Origin of the sequence: Myxococcus sp. NMCA1 (genome assembly GCF_026810205.1) — a bacterium.
GTDB classification, from domain to species: domain Bacteria; phylum Myxococcota; class Myxococcia; order Myxococcales; family Myxococcaceae; genus Myxococcus; species Myxococcus xanthus_A.
Genome location: NZ_CP113950.1, coordinates 7,877,977 through 7,895,885, shown reverse-complemented (window position 1 = coordinate 7,895,885; position 17,909 = coordinate 7,877,977). Strand labels below are relative to the sequence as shown.

Sequence of the window (17,909 nt, the reverse complement as noted above, 5' to 3'; positions counted from 1 at the left end):
CTCCAGCGGGTGCTTGCACGAGACACCCGTGGCGAATCCACCGTTCCGTCGCGCAAGCCACTCGCCCCTCCCATGGCCTGCTCGACGGCTCCGTGCGTGGGGGCGCCCCGCGGAGCCATCCGTCGACGCGACGCTCGTCTCCCAGAAGCGCGCGCGCCTGCCTTGGCCCGTATGTCATTCGACAGCGACCCGCTGGCCGTCTTGGTGGAGGGGCTCACCGCTCTTATTGGAGCGTTCCTCGACTACAGGTGCGACGTGAGCCGGGCGTCGGTGTCCCGTTGGCGCCGCCCCGGCTGAACAACTGCTGCACCTTCGTCGAAGCCCTGCTGGTGAAGGCCTTCTCTGCAAGGAGGGTTGGAGTCGTTGGGGCATATCAGTACACTTCTCGCACGCATCGTCTCAGTTGCTTTGATTTTCACCAGGAGGCGTCCCGTGCCACGTCGACATGCATCCCAGCGCATCTTCCTGCTTCCGATGAGTACCGTTCTGACAGGGGCCCTCCTCGCCTGTGGTAGTGTCGGGGCGCCGCTCGAGCCTGAAGCGCTTGGGCAGAAAGAGGCCGCCCTGATCCCCAGCGACCCTCTCTTCTCTAGCCAGAGTTGGCACTACAACGCCATCCATGCACCAGCGGCATGGGGTCGCACCACTGGCAATGACAGCGTGTCAATCGCTGTGCTCGACAGCGGGCGGTTGGCGCACCCCGACATGAATACGAAGTGGACAGGTGGGTATGACTTCTTCGCTGGCGACAGCGACCCTACTGACGAGGGCTTGTACCACCACGGCATTCACGTCGCGGGGACGATTGGTGCCTCGGCTAATAACGGCATCGGAGGCGCTGGCTTGTGCTGGAATTGCCGCTTGTTGCCTATCCGCGTCGCACAGCAGGAGGGCAGTTTTGGCTCTGGCTCCCCGGGAGCGTATGAGCCTCTCTCCACAATCCTCGCCCGTGCAATTCGTTACTCGGCGGGCTACTTGGTGGATGATGGGCTGTTCAACTATGTCCAGGCACCTTCCAGAGCCTCGGTCATCAATATCAGCATGGGTAACGTCGCTGGCCCCTGTCCGGCCGACCTCCAAGTTGCTGTCAATGACGCCAATGCCGCGGGAACACCCGTGGTTGTCGCGGCTGGCAACTGGGAGTCTGAAGGCGCGCTCAATACTACGGCATTTTCCGCATTCATGTGGAGCGGATGCACGAGCGTCATCTCTGTCGCCGCCGTGAATCAGAATGGAGTCCTTGAGCCCTATTCGGCTCGCGGCCCGGGAATCACCATTGGTGCACCTGGCGGGGGGGCTTTTCGCGCTGCCAATTCTTCGGGCGGTTTTGGCGAACTCATCGGCTGCACGGACCCGAATGAGACGCGCGGCGTCGGTACCCATGGCGTCGTCTCCTCGTGGACGACATCCCAAGGAACCCACTGTTATCGGCACTGGGCGGGTACATCCATGGCCGCACCGCATGTCTCTGGTGTGATTGGCTTGATGCTTTCACGCAATCCGGCGCTGACGTCTTTGCAGGTTCGCGACATCCTCCAGAAAACCGCGACGCCTATCTCATGCACGAACAATGGCTGCGGGGCGGGTTTGCTCAACGCCGACGGGGCTGTGGCCGCTGCGACCTTTGATGTCTCCATTGCGTGTGAAAGCGCTTCGGGCAGCTTCGTGTGCTATGCGAACCCCGAAGGCGGCATTGGTCCCTTTACAGCGATGTGGACGGGCATGACGCGTGCGAACATCGCACCGAGTCACGTGAACAATCCCGATTACACATCAGGAACCTGCACTCCGAACAACACCAGTACCGTCCAGCTCAGCTTCACCGACGCATTGGGCCGCAACGTCGTACGGAGCAAGCAGTTCTACTGCAATCTCGTCACGCCGTAACCCGCCTTCTTGACGATGGTGGCGCGGCCTGCGGTGGGCAGTCTCGTGCCGCCTACCGCGTTGATGGATTGGTGCGGAGGCTGTTGGAGTCAGGCAACTCCGAGGCTTCGAGCTCCAGTGGGACGCTGGTGTTGAGGCACCGGCCCCAGGGTGGGCGAAGACACGGTGTGAACGCGACTTCGCATCTGTGCTGTGCCTCCTTGGCGGCGTGCGCGTGGCCGAATGGCAAGCGACGCAGTCAGGTGAGGCGATGATGTGGGAAAGTCATTCGCGAGCACAAGGAGCGTTGGACTCTCTGCGCCGTCACAAGCCGTGCACGGAGCGCCTCGATATCTCACTCGATGCGCTCCGGCGCCCACGGTCAGCGGCCGAGGGTGGCGTGCCAGGCATCGCCGTTGCTGCCGTTCAGGTAGTTCTGGACGTCCGCTTCGGAGAGCACGCCCGTTTTCACCGCTGCGTCGAGGGCGGCCTTGGCGCCGCTGCGGTGCGCGTCCAGGCCGTACTGGTTGATGTACTGCACGAAGCTGTCCAGGGAGCCGTTGTCCTTCATCCGATTGATGAACTCGCTGATGTACGCCTCGTCGCCCTTGTTCTGCTCACACAGGTTCGCGTACACGAGCGGAGAGTCCATCGTCCCGGCGTAATGCTCGAAGTCTTGGCCCGCCTTGAGGCGCGACTCCGCGCTCTGGCCGAAGATGTCCGGGGCGTGCTGCTGGGCGTAGGCGTACGCATCCGGGTAGCGGCCCTGGACGTAGGTGCGCCACGATTCGTCCGTGGCCGTCGGGTGTGTGCCGTCACCCCGCATATTCGGCATAACCCCGAGCAAGTCCCACGCGAAGTCCGGACGGCCCTTCGCCAGCGTGTCAATGAAGCCCATCGCGTCTGGGCCCTTCATGCCGCACGCCTTGGCGGCGTCAATGACCGCCTGGCCCAGGCCCGGGGCGTCGAACATCGTCGGGTAGCGCTTGGCGAGGTCCTGAATCTGCGCCGGAGACAGGCCCAGGTCCGAGGACAGCCGTTCGGGTTGGTCATCGCCGTGCGCGAGCGTTTCCGCCACGTCCGCGTCGAGGCCCATCTCCAGGAGGATGCTCTCGGACTCGTTGTCCAGCGCCTCCTGTTTCTCCTTGTCGACGAGCAGGCTGCCGAACGCGGAGACCACCAGACCCACGCCCTCGATTATCTGCCCGACGCCTGGGAGCCCCGTGCCCATGAGCGCTCCCACCCACGCCACCGCGTCCCCGAAGGTCTGCAAGGCACTGCCGACCGTCGGGTCGTCCACCATGTCCTTGAAGTGGTCCGCGAGCACCACCGAGTTGGCCACCACACCGAACGCGGGCGCCAGGCGCGAGAGGAACGCCGCCGCCGCCTCGCCCGTCTGCGCTGCGATGCGGCCCGACTCACCGAGGGTGCGCATCGCGAAGGCCGCGGCCTCCGCGCCGCTGCGGCCCGAACTGGCCAGGTCCTTGATGAAGTCGCCCCACTCGCCCCGTATCGCGTCGTTCGTCGCGCTCGCCAGGCCGTAGGCGGCGCCCACGCCCGCCAGCGCCGCGCCCAGCTTTCCGTCTGATTTCGAGAGCTCCAGCAGTGGTTCCGGAGAGCCCGACGCGAGTGCCGTCTTGATTGTCTCAATGCCAGACTTGACGGACGCGCCTCCCTCGGAGAGCTGGACGAGCGGCTCGGTGATTGCCGTGAGTTGCTCCAGCGCCGCCTGGACATCGCCGTTGTTCTCGGCCAGGAGCTGGCCGGAAGTGGTGGTGAGCGCCGTCGCCACGACGTCGTCGTCAATCTGGTCCTTGAGGCTCTCGAAGGCGGTTCCCGCCGGGCCATTCGGGTCCAACGCCTTGCCAGCCCACTCGAGTGCGCCCTTGGCCTGCGAGGACTCCCCGAGCGACTTTGCCGCCTCAAGGCTCTCCTTGGCGACGTCCGGGTTGTTCCTGGCGGCTTCAAGCAACTGCGGGTCGTTGAGCGCGTCGTTGAGCTGCTTCGCTGCTGCCTCCTCGGCGGCGAACTCATCCGGGTATTTCGCCCGGAATTGCTGCACGTACTGCTGCTTCTGCTCGTCGGTGAGCGCCGGGCCGAGCTTGGCGAGCTCCAGGTTCAGCGCCTCGTTGAGCTCCTCGGCCTTCTTGCTCGCGTCGTCGTAGGCTTGCTGGGCGGCGACGAGGTTGGCGCGGGCCTCGTCGGGCGACGTCGCGCCGGTGGCGGCGGCGGTCTGCGCGACGGCGGGCCCGGCGAGGTGGCGGAGGGTTGGTTCGGAGCGGGAGCCTGCCGGGAAGGCGCCGAGCGCGGGCGTGCCGAAGAGCGAGCGGCCCGGACGACTGGAGAAGTCACCGCCGTCCTTCATCAGTGCGTCGTGGAAGGTCTTCTCGGCGGTGGGGAAGGGGCGCGGCAGCCCAGCGGCCACGGCGGCGTTGTTGGCGCGCTGAGTCGCCTTCTCGGCGGCCGTCGCGAGCTGCCTTGCCTGGGAGGCCGCGACCCCCGCCTTCGGGGCATTCTTCGCGTCCTGGAGGCCCTTGGAGAGCTGGGCCTGCGCGAGCGCCCGCTGCGACGCCTCCTGGGCTCTGCGGCGGGCCTCCTCGGCGGCGCGACGGGCTGCCTCCGCCGCGCGCCGAGCAGCCTCCGCCGCCGCGCTGCTCGCGGTGGAAGCACCGGCCGAAGAGACACCACCTGTGACGCGCGTCGCCATGCTCATGCTCCAGGATTCACGGACGTGGAGTTGGAGTCCGGTCCTGGATTATTTGAAAGTACGGTCCAAAGTTGCTTGGCGATGTGAAAGAAGCATCGTCGGACCGAACCCTGGACCTGGCAGCGCAGGCGCGCGGGGCGCCCTCGTCCGAGGAGGTGGGGCGCGTCTCAGAGCGTCAGGCCGACCAGCGGGGATGAGGCGACATCCGGGACGAGGCTGAGCCGCCGTCCCGCGTTCGTCGACTGTCCAGTGGGCACGCACATCCAGCCCGACGAGGTGCCCCAGACGTGGGTGATGGCCCCGTTGTGGTTGGCGACCAGCTGCGGCCAGCCATAGGCGGCGCGGCCAGCGATGGGCGTCCCAGTCGGCAGGGACGCCGTGGTCGGTATCCGGTTCCACCTCCCGTTTGCCCCGAAGATGTGGTGCACCCGGCTGAACTCCAGCGACAGGCCTTGCAGGCTTCCATCCGGCTGAATAACGGCGACCAGGTCGGCGCCGGGCTGCAGGTCCACCTGGGTGTCACCCTTGTGCCAGCCGGAACCGTCAGCCCAGACATGGAACAGCCGGCCGTTGTCGTTGAACAGGCCATGAAGGTCCGTCCCATTGGCCGTCATCGAGAAGGTGCAGTTGCCCGACACCGTCACGGACGACGGGAACTTCTTCCAGCCATTGCCGTCGAAGGTGTGCCAGAGCCGTCCGTCCTCGAGGGTAAAGATTTGGGGCGATGGATTGGCCGGGGTCCGCAGCACGTTGAGCGGCGCCCCCGGGTCCATCGCCAGGCCACTGCTCATCGTGGTCCAGCCGTTGCTGCCGGCATATACAAGCATCATCACGCCGTCGACGTTCGCCATGGCACGCGGCGACTGTCCAGGGCCCGGCGAGAACGCCCCGTAGGTCGTGTTGCCCGGCAGCACGAGGTTGCTGAGCATGTGGGCCCAGCCCCCCGCGGTGCCGAGATGCCCGAGGCGCCGGTCCTCCAGCGGCAGACCGCCCCCGGTGCCGCCGCTGCCGGCGCCGACGTAGTCGAGCGGGTTCACCCGGGTGCCGCCGGCGGTCACCAGATGCCAGTGCAGATGCGGACCCGTCGAGGACCCGGAGCCGGGTGCACCCGCAGCGCCTCCGGAGTACCCGACGATTTCTCCCTGTTGAACGTAGCGCTCTCCGCCGTTGAATCCGGACAGGTGGAGGTACTGGCTCCTCATGCCGTTGGCCATCACGATGGTCGCGGTGTAGCCGCCCGTGCCGTTGTTCCAGTCGATGCGGAGCTGACCCGACGCGCAGGCCGGGAGCGGCGTACCAACGCCCATCACGTAGTCGATGCCGCCCAGGGAGCCGCGGTTGACGTGGTCCCACCACCCATCCGAGATTGAGTAGCCAGCGAATGGGTTGATGATTGTCTCTGCGGCGTGGGCGGTGCCAATCAGCAGGCCAGACCCGCCGAAGGCGGCGAAGCCGGCCGCGACACTGCCGGCACGCAGAAGGGAGCGCCGGGAGAGTTGGCGAGGGTTGCGGGACTCGGGAGACATCAAAACCTCCAGTGGGGATGGGGAGAGGTCGTGAAGACTGCGGCTCGCTTTGTCACGGTCTGTGGCCCGCCCAGGCAGTCAGTGGAACCGCCGCGAGTTATTGGCCTCAGGGGGCGTGACAATAGCCTCATCGAATCGAGATATTCCAGATATGCGCGAAAATAACGAGTGTCCGTGCTGGCGTCGCTCAAGCACCCGGTGACCGGCAAGGGGCCCGCGCGCATCCGGAAAGAATTATCTGAGCCGATATCGTTTTGTTTCCGCCCAGCATGCTTGTTGGCGTTTACCTGATGATGTGCAAGCACGCGTCGAGGGGGGCGACTGACCGGGTTGGTTGAATAATTCCGGCGGACTGGGACGAGTGTTCGAATCAGCCCCCATTTCCGGGAGTTGGGTATCACCCGCGCTCCAATGGCCGAGAGGCTCGATGCCCGCTTCGGTCCGGGCACCGCCAAGGCGCCTCCATCCGCACCCAGGGCTCACGATGAAGTCACCCCGCGAGTTCCGCACTGCGAAATCTCAACCCTGAGCTGGCCGATTTGACGGGGGCAACTCCACCAGGCGCCCAAACCTGAAGGCTCTCCCGCGCCATGGTGACTTCCCGCCTTGCCGGCCAATGAACTCGAAGGCAGTGCGCGCCTCGCTCACTCGCCTTGACGCGCGTCCTGGCTCAGTCTCGACGCAACCATGACGCAGCGACCGAACGTGGAGTAGGCACAGCGGTAGGCCTGGAGTTGTGGGCGTGGACCAAGTCTGTGCCCCGCGGCCTGACGATGCGTGCTGAGAGACGCGGTCACCCGCCCGAAGCGCTTCGTTTCGGAGCGGGGGACATTCTCGCTGGGCGCAGGTGTAGGGGGCGGTGGGGTGCCGCCAGCGAGGCGAAAGACCCGGTGGAGAGAGCAGGTATCCGGCTTTCGCCCCCTGCCCACTCAGGGTCCACACGGTGCGCCGGTTGGCACTGTTGAGCACCCGTGCCAGGACGGTGCGCGCGGGCTCCTGGGTGCCCCCCTGAGTCAGGGGCGTTGTCGCCTCGGCTGGTGCGCCTCGCTCGCTCGCACCTCGTACACCACGTCCGGCGTCAGCCTATCATTGGGGGATGGCGCCGAACTCCGCCTCGGCCGGCTCGATTTTCGCCTCCGGGTTGGTCCACACGAAGGGGATGCCCGGCTGCCGGTAGTGCGTGGCCGGTATGGCCTGGGCGAGCTGCGCGTGAAGCTCGGGCAGTTGAGACCAGTGCAGCCCGTGCTTCGCGTGGTGCGCGGTGTGGTAGCCCAGGTTGCCGGTCATCAGGTTGTAGCCCTTGTGCAGGATGTTGTACGAGGCGTGGGTGTGCTCCGTCGCTTCCAGCCCCACGTGGTGGAAGTAGGTGGCCCAGACGGTGACGTAGAGCGACACCGCCATGGGCAGCAGGAACACCCAGAGGGCGTTGTACCAGTCGTGCCAGAACAGCACGCCGAGCAGTGCCACCTGGAGCGCGCCCATGGTCAGGAAGACGCGCATCGCCTTGGGATGTGAGCGGCCCACGCGGAAGGCGCGGGGATAGGCGACGAGCGTGTTGAAGACGGAGTATTCCATCTCGCCCATGGTGGACCCGTCGCGGCGCTTCCACCCCGATTCGTCCTGGGCCTGGTCCAGGTAGTTGCGGTGGTGGCCCAGCACGTGGTGCAGGAACCACGCATGGGACGTCACGCCCGTCTGGAAGCCGAAGATGACCTCCAGGAGTCGGTTGGGCAGCGCATGACGGAACATGGGCACATGCTGGTGGTGGTGGTTCCACGCGCTGATCCACCCCTTGGGAATCACTCCCAGGGCGAGCCAGAGGATGGGGAACCACCAGCTTCGCGCTGTGAAGAAGACCGTCAGGTCCAGGGCGAACACCAGGGTGAAGAGCAGGACGGGGATGCGGTCTCGGGGATGTCGGAACAAGGTCATGCGGATTCCACTGCGGCGGTGGGATGGGCTCCCGTGGGAGGGTGAAGGGTTTGCCTCTGGCGCGGGACGAGCTTGCCCGTGACGCCCTGGGGCCGCACCACACCGAAGAAGAAGCCCTCCTCGAAGGGCTCCATCGAGTCGACGTGGACGCGCGCGTGGGCGGAGAGGGTGGCCAGGGCCGTGCGCAGGAACACCATGGCGAAGTCCCCGGCCACGCAGGCGCGAGGACCCCGGCCGAAGGGGAAGAAGTGGCCGCTGCCGAGCGGATTCCGGGCCGCGCCCCCGTCGAGCCAGCGCTCCGGGGCGAACGTCTCCGGGTTCGTCCAGTGGCTCGGGTCCCGGTGCAGGTGCTGGTTGGAAATCATGAGCGTCGTGCCCGGCGGCAGCGTGACTTCCGCCAACCGCGTCGGCGTGAGCGGCGTGCGGCGCAGGAAGATGCGCACCGCGGGCAGGATTCTCAGGGCCTCGTAGGCCACGGCCTCGCCCCAGGGCGCGTCCTTCAGGCGCTCCAGGGTGAGCGGCCCCTGCGCCAGCGCGGCGGACTCCAGCGCCAGCCGCTCCTCGGTGGCGGGGTACTTGTTCAGCTGATGGAAGGCGCCCACCAGGGTGGTGCTCGAGGAGAACACGCCGCCGAAGAAGAACCCGCCGAGCAGGTTCGCGTGCACCACGTCATCGAGCTGGGGCATCTCGCGCAGCGTCCACGACATCAGGTCCACGCGGTGCGGCTCCGGGGCCTTCCTGGCCGTGCGAACCTTGTCCAGGAACAGGCCGTAGAAGCGCTCCTTCGCATCCGCGAAACCCTTGGGCGGTGAGACGAACTTCAACGGCAGCTTGGCCTGGATGCGCGCGTCGGCCGCCGCCGCCAGGAGCATGAAGTCGTCGTACACGGACGTGGGCAGCTTCTCGCCCACCGTGGCCACGCAGAACGCGTCGAACGTCAGCTTGCGCAGCGTGGGCGTCAGGTCGATGGAGGGCTGCTGAAGCAGCGCCTCCACCGACTCGAGGATGGCCGCGCGCAGGGGCTCCACCTGGGCCGCGTGCCAGGCGGGAGTCCACGGCTGGGCGAGCGGATCCATGGCGTGCTTGCGAGCCCAGTCCTCGCCCTGCTGGGCGATGAAGGGCGTGTCGTCCGTGGCGGAGTGGCGAATCTGGTCGCCGATGTTGCCCTTCTCGAACTCCAGCCGGCGCGTTTCCAGCACCTCGTGGATGAGGGTGGGGTCATTGAGCACCAGCGCCGGGCTGGGCCCCAGCCAGGTGACGGCGACGGGGCCGTAGGTGCGCGCGTAGCGGGCGCAGACGTCCCACGGCTGGGCGCCGAGGAAGTCGCCGATGTTGCCCAGAAGCCCCGGCGGGGGGCCCGGCAGGCTGGCCAGGGGCTTGCGCCGGCCACCGAAGAACAGGCTGAAGAGACCTTGAGAGAGCAGGTTGGGCATGAGCGTGTGTCTCCAAGGGCTCAGACGGTGATGCCGCAGGGAATCCGGTCGGGACGCAGGACGGTGTAGGGCACCTCGGCGCTCGCGTTGCGCGCCTCCACCGCCTCGCGCTGGGCGCGCAGGCGCTCCTGGAACCGCTGGCGGATGGTCACCAGCTCCGGCTCGTGGAAGTACTCCTCGCGCCAGCCGCCCTCGTGCAGCAGGTACTCCTCGTCGTCTCCGAAGCTGGAGAGCGCCCGGCCGATGGCGACCTGCCAGAGCATCTGGGACTTGGTGGGAATCATCTCGGGGATGTCCTCGGCACGCAGCGTCCCCTTCTGCTGGGGGGGCTCCCGGCGCATGGACAGGGGGGCGTTTGGCACGAAGGCGTAGTGCTCGTATTGCAGGTAGTTCACCGCGGCGTGATGCACGCTGACCGTGAAGAGGACGGTGGTGAGGATGTCGACCAGGTCGTCGACGCGGCGCAGCTCCCGGCACGGCAGCTTGTCCGCGGGCAGCCCGTGCTCGGTGAGGTCCTTCCACCATTGCTGCATCTCGGTGTCGGCCTCGAGGTCGGCATCGGTCCGGTAGAAGTGCCTGAGGACGCCGCCGACGTACTCCTCGAGCACATCCCACAAGGGCAGGGCGTCGTCGCGGTAGGGATAGTTGGGGAGCACGGCCGGGTCCAGCACACCCCGCCGCTCGAGGTCCTGACGGGGCTTGTTGTCCGCCAGCGTCCAGCGCTGGAAGCCCTTCTTGCCCAACTGGAGGTGGCCCTTGTCGGGGCCGCCCGTCGCGATGAAGTCGTCGAACACCCCACCCGCGGAGAGCAGGCCCTTGCGTGCGCCCTCGTTGATGGCGAGCGTGTAGCGGAAGTGCCGCCGCAGCAGCTTGTAGACGGGGTGCGGGTCCGGCAGGTTGCGCATCGTCGCCATGACGAACGGCTCCGCCACGAAGTGCGTGCGCAGCGCGTGCGCCACCATCTGGTGCGCGTTGCCCTCGCTGCACCGGAGGTAGATTTTCGCGGCGAGCCAGTCGTACGCGTCGTCGTTCGGCGTGAAGACGGGGTCCTTCTGGGCGTCCCGCCCGAGCTGGATGGCCAGGGGCCGCAGCTGACGCTGGTCATCCAGGTACAGCAGGCAGCGCGCCGCGGGAGCCCAGCGCCGCTCCTCGACGCCGCCCTCGCCGACCTTCCGGTACATCCTGATGTCGTCGAGGATTTCGAAGTCGAGCAGGAAGATGCGCTTGGCGTCGAGCGCCCTGGCCAGCGTGGTGCCGGGCGACAAAATGCCCCGGACGTCGTCGTCGGTGAGCGGCATGCCCTGCGGCAGACTGGGGATGAGCGTGATGTGGAGGGGGGCGATGCCCTGGATGGCCTGCCGCGCGAACTCGAGGTCGTCCTTCCAGCGCTGGGCGAGCTGGGGCACCTCCATGTGCTTGAAGAAGTCGAAGATGTCCACCAGCCCGTTCCAGGCGCGGGTCAGCATGGGCAGGTTCAGCTTGATGGCCGCCAGCGTCTTGGCGATGACCACTTCGTAGCTGCCCTCCGTCAGGCCCCGGTAGAGCTCGTCCTTCGGCAGGGGCCGCGCCTCGCTGATGTCGAGCGCGCCGGGAAGCCCCTCGGTCGCTTCGGGCGCGCGCCACGGGTACATCTGCTGGCGGGCCTCGAGCAGTTCGCGCCGCGCCGTGGACTCGCGCTCGCTGCCTGCCTGGCGAGCGAGCTTCGCAGTCCCCTCGAGCACGTCCACCGTGGCGCCACTCAGCACCCACCGGTAGAAAGGGAAGCGCCACTGCTTCTCTCCGGCCGTGACGGTTGCCCAGTCGAGCAGCCAGTCGGCCGCCACGCCGCCCGCGTTGCTGAAGCGCAACAGGACCAGGTCACCGAGGTCCTCGGAAGAGAGGGCGTATACGTCCTCCGCGCCCGCCTCGAAGTCGTTGTGGAAGTACTTGTCCAGCACGCGGGGGGCGCTCTCTCCTCGCGTGCCCACGAGGACGATGGAGATGTTCGCATCCGTCCCCGCGCCGAGCTTCGTGCCCGTCCGAATCGTGAGTTTATACTCGACAGTCATGGCTCCCTCTGTGTAGCGGGCGCAGACCGTAGAACGAGAAAAGTAGGACCTCAAGCCATGGTACTCTCCCCTGGGAATGAAGCCGGCGTCGCTCAGCGCGCGAACGCATTGAACAAGCGTCTGACGTGAGCGCGAGTGTGACCCGGAGAGGTGGGGCTGATGAGAGACGTTGGGACGGGCGCGCCTGCGGCATGGGGACGGGCATGATGTTCGCGGGGCTGCGCCGATGGATGGGCTCTCTCGGGGGCAAAGGACGCGAGAGCGGAAGCAACGAGGTGCTCGACGCGGAGGAGCTGTCCCGGTGGTACTCGGGGCTCGCGCTCAAGGAGCGTCTGGCCATCAGCCGCGAGCTCGCACCGCGCATTCGGGCTGTCCGCCCCGCGAGGGAGCCCACCACGCTGCCAGCCGTCGCGGTCGGGCGGCTGGTCTTCGAGCAGGACGGGCCCCAGGGCCCCATTCCCCTGCATCACATCAAGGTGGAGCTGTGGGACAGGGACTTCGGCACGCCGGATGACTTCCTGGGGGAGGGGTTCACGGACTCGGATGGATGTTTTTCCATTCGCTATGACCCGGCCGACGCGGGCGTGGGAGACCTGCCCGACCTGGAGGTGCGCTTCTTCGAGCCCCAGCACAGCTTCCGCCCGGATGGGCAGGTGGTGGAGGCATGGCGCCGCATCGGCTCGGAGAAGGGGCCGGATGACCATGGTGGGCTCCACTACGACTTCGGCACGCTGCGGCTGCCTTACTGGGAGTACGACCCCACGACGCCGCTGGCCCGGTTGCTTGTCACGGAGGAGGGGACTCCGCCCACGGCCTACGCGCCGGGGCGCGCGCTGGCGATGCTGAAGGCGGTGGCGCCCATCGAGCTCGTCAAGCGCCGCCACCTGCTCCAGGGACGGCTGGGGCAGGCGCCGAGCCTGGACGGGATTCAGGCGGACTATCCGGAGGCGATGACGGTGCGGATGGAGCGCGAGTCGCCGGGCTCCACGCGCACCGACGCCTTCTTCGGAGAGCGGCTGCTCAACGGCATGTTCTCCACCCTCATGGATGGAGACCCGGAGGCCCCCGGCGACCCGGAGGCGTTCCGGCTCTACTTCCCGTGGAACGCTTACGAGCAGGACGGCGTCCACTGCCTGCCGGACGTGGACGTGCGGCTGCGGCTGGTGGAGGGACGGCTGTTGCCGGTGCGCATCATCCTGGGCATGCGCGAGCCGGGCGCGACGGCGCCGGGCTCTCCCGTGACGCGGCGGAGCTACACGCCCGCGGACGGCGAGGCCTGGGAGGCCGCCAAGCGGATGGCGCGGGTGAGCGCGACGCTGGAGACGGAGCTGGGCAACCACCTGGGCCAGTGCCACTTCAACGTGGAGCAGTACGCCATCGCCGCGCACCGCAATCTGCGCCGCAGTCCGCTGCGCTGGCTGCTCATGCCGCACCTGCGGGAGGTGGTCCTCATCAACCACTCCGCCAACGGCTTCCTCGTGGGACCCACCGGCTACATCACCCGCGCCAGCGCGCTCACCGAGCGCAGCGTGGAGACGCGGCTGTTGCACCTGATGGGCAGCTACGACTGGAAGGGCTTCGCGCCCGCGCCGCCCATCTGCGAGTCGCACCGCTACGCACGCGCGGCGGGCCTGTTCTGGCGGCTGGTAGGGGAGCACGTGGATGCCTTCTTCGCGGAGCACGGCGCGGCGTTGGAGGCGCAGTGGAGCGAGGTGCGGCGCTTCTCGGACGACCTGGTGGCACACTCGGCGCCCGCCTTCGTGTGCCGCTACCTGCGCGCGACGGTGCCGGGAAGGGCGGCGCCGTGGTTCGTGCGCTCCGAGCGCATGGACCTGGACGCGAAGGTCGCCGCGACCCACGCCAAGGCCGTCAGCGCGGTGACCCGGACGGACGCGCCCCAGCCCGGAGAGATGGAGGCGCTCAAGCAGTTGTGCCGGTACGTCATCTACTTCGCGACATTCCGTCACGCCTGGGCCAACAACCTCCAATGGGACGACGCGGGCGAGGTGCTCTACGCGTGCCTGGGCCTGCGGTGGGGCAAGGCGGGCGCGCTGTCGACGGAGGCGGACCATGACGTCGCGCCGCCTCCGGAGGAGGCCACGGAGATGCTGTGGATTTCGTGGATGCTCTCGAAGACGAGCTACGGCTTCCTGCTGGCGAACGAGGAGGCGGACGTGCATCCCCGCTTCGTGGAGTTCCTGCGCGCCCACGCCGCCGAGTTCTCCGCGTTGGGGATGGACATCCGCACCGTCAGCTCCCGCATCAATATCTAACACGGCGTGCATCGCGATTGAGGCGGGTAGCCGCAGTGCGCGAACCCAGCCGCCGCCTCTGGCAGGGGTGGCGGAGGCCACTGTGCCTGGTGCAGCCGGCGACAGTGGTGAAGTGGCATCGGATGGGCTTTCGACTCTTCTGGCGCTGGAAGTCCCGGAGTCGGGTAGGGCGGCCTCGGGTAACTCCGGAACTGCGCGCGTTGATTCGGCGCATGGCCGAAGCCAACCCGACATGGGGTGTCCCGCGCATTCACGGGGAGTTGCTGAAGCTGGGGATGGAGGTAGGCCAGACAACCGTCGCTCGGTACATGTCCAGACCGGGAAGGGGGGCGCTGAAACCATCACCCACATGGCAGGGCTTCTTGCACTTGCATCTGTCAGAGTCCGCGGGGATGGATTTGTTTGTCATTCCACCTCAATGTGACAGCGCACCCGACTGCGAGAGTCCTTCCCTTGGGCCAGCGCCCCGCGGTACTTGCACCGAGACAGGGCCAAGCTCTACACCGAAGGTGTTCGCGCCACGCTCACCCATTTGGGATTCGCGAGGTGCCGACCGCTATCAAGCGGGAGAAAGGACCCGGCGGCTGGTCGTGCATACCGCTCACCGTCATGACGCGCTCATGACGCAGCGACCGAATATTGGGTAGGCACAGGCCGACGCTACCCCAGCGCGATGACCGCGCGGTCACAGCCCACGTAGACCGTGCCGTCGGCGACGAGCGGTGCCGTCGTCACGCGGTAGGGAGCCTTCCACCGCCAGCGCTCTGTTCCCTCCCGAAGCGTCCAGGCGTGGACGGCGTTGCCGGCCCCCATGTAGACGACGCCACCTGCGATCGCCGGCGAGACCGTAGCCGTCGGCGGCTTGTCGAGCGCGACCGACCAAATCTCTTTCCCGGTTTTTTCGTCCAGCGCGTGGAGAATCTTGTGATCGCCGGTGAAGCACACGACGCCGTCCGCGACGGCGGGCGTTCCCCACAGCGCGCCGCCCGTCTCGTAGGACCAACGCTCTTTGCCGCTGGCGAGGTCGAGCGCGCGAAGGCACTTCCCCAGACCGGACAGGGCATAGACCGTGCTGCCTTTGATCGCGGGCGCTCCGCCATTGCCCATCGCACCGGCCTTCGCCGACCATCGCTCGACCCCCGTGGCGCGGTCGAGCGCGACGACGTGGCCCTCGACGAAGTCCCGTCTGGTCCCGACGACGACCTGATCGCGCGTCACGCTGACCGCGGACTGCACACTCTCACCACATCGTAGCTGCACGCGCCATCGTTCGGCTCCCGTGCGCGCGTCGATGGCGACCACCCCACCGAGCCGCGTTCCCACGTAGACGTCGTCGTCGACAACAATCGGAGAGGAGGTCGCCTCGGAGTCGCACGAGACGCTCCAGCGGATGGCGTGCGTGCCAAGATCGACGGCGTGACACTGCCCGCCCCCGACGACGAAGAGCAAACCATGCGCAACCATCGGATTCGAGATGCTCTCGGAAACGCGCCCCCCGACCCGCACGCTCCAGAGCTCATTTCCCTTCGAGAGGTCGAGCGCGTAAAGCTTGTCGTTGTCGAAGTTCGCGAACAGCACGCCATCGTGGATTGCAGGCGTGTTGCGCGTGGTCGCGAGCGTGCTCATCGTGAACTTCCAGCGGGCTCGCTTGACCACGAGCGGCCCCGCTCCCTCGAAGTGTCCGGTCCGCGCAGCATTGGCGCCAAAGAATACGGACCGAGATGAATCCGACATCGGTAGATCCCGTTCAGTGGCCCGGTGGATGGCGTTCGTCGCGCTGGGTCTCGCCTGGAAGTGGAGACACCTCGGACCAGTCGCCTGTTGGAGCGGATGGTTGCCGGAGGAGCGGTGACTGTCAATAATTCTGAGACAGGACCCGTGTCTCAAAGTCGTTGACAGGTTCCGGCGTATAGGCGGGATAGAGGCCATGTCGAGGGTGAGGGCAGGAGCGGCGGGGGCGAGGAGGGCCGCTGACGGGGGCCGCGCGAGCCGTGCGCCAGGCAGGTGGAGAAGCCGCGCAGCCCCATGGGGTAGACGCCTGCCCTGGCCTCCACACCTCACGCAGGCGAACACGGCCAACGTCGTTTTTCCGCAAACGACAAAACCTGCCGGAGAGGGGGACGGCGTGCTCGATGGTGACGCACTCACCCGTCACCACGACGCGCTCGATGAGCAGGCGTACCAGCCGCTGCCTGCCCTCGAAGTCGAGCGCGTCGAGCCCCTCACGCACGGCCGCGGCAAAGGCTTCCAGTTGCGCTTCCCGCTCGCCCAACCGCGCAGCATCGGCATGCTGCGCCTGGAGTTCCTTGGCCCGGGCGCGCGCTGCCTCAAGGGCAGTCGCCAATTGCGCGCGCCGCACCTTCAACTCGTCCACCCGTGCGCGCCTGGCTCACTTGCATTGACGCACTGCCGAAGGTGGCCTTGATGCGCTTATGACGCAGCGACCGAATTTTGGATAGGGACAAGGCACACCCCGCTGTGGCGCATGCGTCGCGGACATCCAGATACTCCTCACGGGGAGCAAACGGATGGTCTCAGGAGTCATGCCATTGAACAGTCTGGCCTCCTGGTGCCTCGGGCACGCATGCCTTCCGGAGCCCTGTCACGGCCCCGCAGTGCGTGCGGCCCCCCTGTCCTGGTCCGTGCGCCGCGTCACGGTCCGCCCATCACGAACGCTTGTCCTCGTACCAGGCATTCATCCCATCGACGGCCCGGTCCACCTCGGCAATCGTGTTGTAGATGTGAGGGCACAGACGGAACGTCTTGTCGTCCCCGGAGCCCGCGATGCGGTAGCGCGGGTCCTCGTAGAGCCAGTCGTACAGCGTCTTCTCCCGGTGCTCCTTCGGCGCCTCAACGCGCACCACTCCCCAACTGCGCGCCGGGTCGCTCGGCGTGACGAGCTTCCACCGGCCGTCGCTCTCATGGAGTCGCGACATGAGGTGCCGGGCGAGCTGGGCGACGCGCTCGTGGGGTTTGCGCGACTGCAGCGCCGTCCACATCTTCTGGGTGAGGTCGAGCGCGATGATGTTCACGTCGTCGCGCTGGCCGATGAGCTCGAACCGCAGCGCGTTTTCCGGCAGCTCCCGGTAGGGCTGGATGACGATGCGGTAGTCGTACCCGAAGATGCTCGGCATGAAGTTCCGGGTCTTCTCCTTGCGCATGAAGAGGATACCCGTCTCCTTGGGGCCCAGGAACCACTTGTGGGCGCTGGATACGAGGCTGTGGCAGTACGCGTCCGCCAGGTTGAGCGGGCGCGCGCCCCACGCCATCGTCCCGTCGATGTGGATGTGGCAGTCCGGCCGGTTCGTCTTCACGTGGTCCCAGATGGCCTTCATCACCGGCTCGGGCATGCGGAAGCCGTTGCTGTTTGCCGTCTCCGTGTACGTCACGAAGCGCGTGCGCGGGGTGATGCGACTGATGAAGGCCTCCGCGATGTCCGCCTCCGAGGCGTTCGTCGGGAAGCTCACCTCCACCACCTGGAAGGGCTTGGGGCGACCGGGCCACTCGGCGCGCATCTTCCAGGCCTCGCGGTTGGTGGGATGGTTCTCCGCCCACATCACCACCGTGTCGTTCCCGTCCGTGCTCCAGCCCCGGAAGCCGCAGTTGACGGCGTTGTTCGCCTCCGTGGCGTTGCGCACGATGGCGAGGTCGTTCGGGTCCGTCAGCCCCAGCCCGAGGGCCAGGCTCTTGCGCGTCTGCTCCAGTTGGCGCACCCGCTCGCCTTGCGCGGTGCGCATCTGCTGCGAGACGTTGAGATTGTACTCCAGGCGTAACTCGTTGAGTGACTCGATGAGCGCCGTGGGCTCCGGGCAGAGGTTGGCGGCGTTCATCGGCGTGACGCGCTCGGAGGGCGCGACCGTAGCGAAGCCGAACTGCTGCTGGAAACCCGTCCAGAACGCCTCGTCGGTCTTCTTTGATGGAGCACGGACCGCCTCGAAGAAGCGGTTCAGCTTGTCCGTCAGCGCGCGTCCTCGCTCCTTGGATAGGAGCCCCACGTCGGACAGCGACGTGAGGAGGGGGCGGCAGTCGACGGATTCGGCCGCGCTGGCGGCCACGTCGGAGTTGGGGGCTTTGAACATGAGGGCGCTCCGGAAGGGGGGCGGCCACCGTGCACTTGGTTCCGA

Annotated in this window: 11 protein-coding genes; 4 read left to right on the top strand and 7 right to left on the bottom strand. The window is 67.1% G+C overall.

Annotated elements, in window-relative coordinates; translation table 11 throughout:
* Positions 1 to 432 precede the first annotated feature (432 nt).
* Positions 433 to 1,887, top strand: a complete 1,455-nt coding sequence (locus OZ403_RS32575; protein ID WP_268782581.1) for a S8 family serine peptidase — start codon at positions 433 to 435, stop codon at positions 1,885 to 1,887.
* 361 nt (positions 1,888 to 2,248) lie between these two features.
* On the opposite strand, the gene OZ403_RS32570 is transcribed toward OZ403_RS32575, so the two are convergent.
* From OZ403_RS32570 to OZ403_RS32550, 5 genes are all read right to left on the bottom strand, one after another.
* Entirely contained in the window at positions 2,249 to 4,573 is a 2,325-nt protein-coding gene (locus tag OZ403_RS32570) for a hypothetical protein (RefSeq protein WP_268782580.1), read from the bottom strand.
* 167 nt (positions 4,574 to 4,740) lie between these two features.
* Positions 4,741 to 6,099 (bottom strand): M23 family metallopeptidase, encoded by a 1,359-nt coding sequence (locus OZ403_RS32565; protein ID WP_268782579.1) that lies wholly within the window; start codon positions 6,097 to 6,099, stop codon positions 4,741 to 4,743.
* Positions 6,100 to 7,185: 1,086 nt separating this feature from the next.
* Positions 7,186 to 8,031 (bottom strand): fatty acid desaturase family protein, encoded by an 846-nt coding sequence (locus tag OZ403_RS32560; RefSeq protein ID WP_140799884.1) that lies wholly within the window; start codon positions 8,029 to 8,031, stop codon positions 7,186 to 7,188.
* Entirely contained in the window at positions 8,028 to 9,464 is a 1,437-nt protein-coding gene (locus OZ403_RS32555; RefSeq protein ID WP_268782578.1) for a cytochrome P450, read from the bottom strand. Before OZ403_RS32555 ends, OZ403_RS32560 begins: the two co-directional genes overlap by 4 nt.
* 20 nt (positions 9,465 to 9,484) lie before the next feature.
* Positions 9,485 to 11,512 carry a lipoxygenase family protein gene (locus tag OZ403_RS32550; protein WP_268782577.1) on the bottom strand — a complete coding sequence of 676 codons (2,028 nt, stop codon included), beginning with the start codon at positions 11,510 to 11,512 and terminating at the stop codon, positions 9,485 to 9,487.
* Positions 11,513 to 11,715: 203 nt separating this feature from the next.
* Here OZ403_RS32550 and OZ403_RS32545 point away from each other — a divergent pair, with 203 nt between their 5' ends.
* Together OZ403_RS32545 and OZ403_RS39855 are read left to right on the top strand one after the other, a co-directional pair.
* On the top strand, positions 11,716 to 13,785 hold the full coding sequence (locus OZ403_RS32545) for a lipoxygenase family protein (RefSeq protein WP_268782576.1): 2,070 nt from the start codon (positions 11,716 to 11,718) through the stop codon (positions 13,783 to 13,785).
* 122 nt (positions 13,786 to 13,907) lie between these two features.
* Positions 13,908 to 14,432 carry an IS3 family transposase gene (locus OZ403_RS39855; RefSeq protein ID WP_442929655.1) on the top strand — a complete coding sequence of 175 codons (525 nt, stop codon included), beginning with the start codon at positions 13,908 to 13,910 and terminating at the stop codon, positions 14,430 to 14,432.
* Between the two features lie 13 nt (positions 14,433 to 14,445).
* Here the strand turns inward: OZ403_RS39855 and OZ403_RS32540 are convergent, their stop codons facing one another.
* Positions 14,446 to 15,411: an outer membrane protein assembly factor BamB family protein gene (locus OZ403_RS32540; protein WP_237080717.1), complete on the bottom strand. Its 966-nt coding sequence runs from the start codon at positions 15,409 to 15,411 to the stop codon at positions 14,446 to 14,448.
* A 499-nt stretch (positions 15,412 to 15,910) separates the two neighbouring features.
* On the opposite strand from OZ403_RS32540, the gene OZ403_RS32535 reads away from it, so the two are divergent.
* The gene (locus OZ403_RS32535; RefSeq protein ID WP_140857010.1) at positions 15,911 to 16,210 is read left to right on the top strand and encodes a hypothetical protein; all 300 of its coding nucleotides are present in this window, start codon (positions 15,911 to 15,913) and stop codon (positions 16,208 to 16,210) included.
* A 241-nt stretch (positions 16,211 to 16,451) separates the two neighbouring features.
* Here the strand turns inward: OZ403_RS32535 and OZ403_RS32530 are convergent, their stop codons facing one another.
* Entirely contained in the window at positions 16,452 to 17,864 is a 1,413-nt protein-coding gene (locus tag OZ403_RS32530; protein ID WP_140795133.1) for an aminotransferase class V-fold PLP-dependent enzyme, read from the bottom strand.
* Between the last annotated feature and the right edge of the window lie 45 nt (positions 17,865 to 17,909).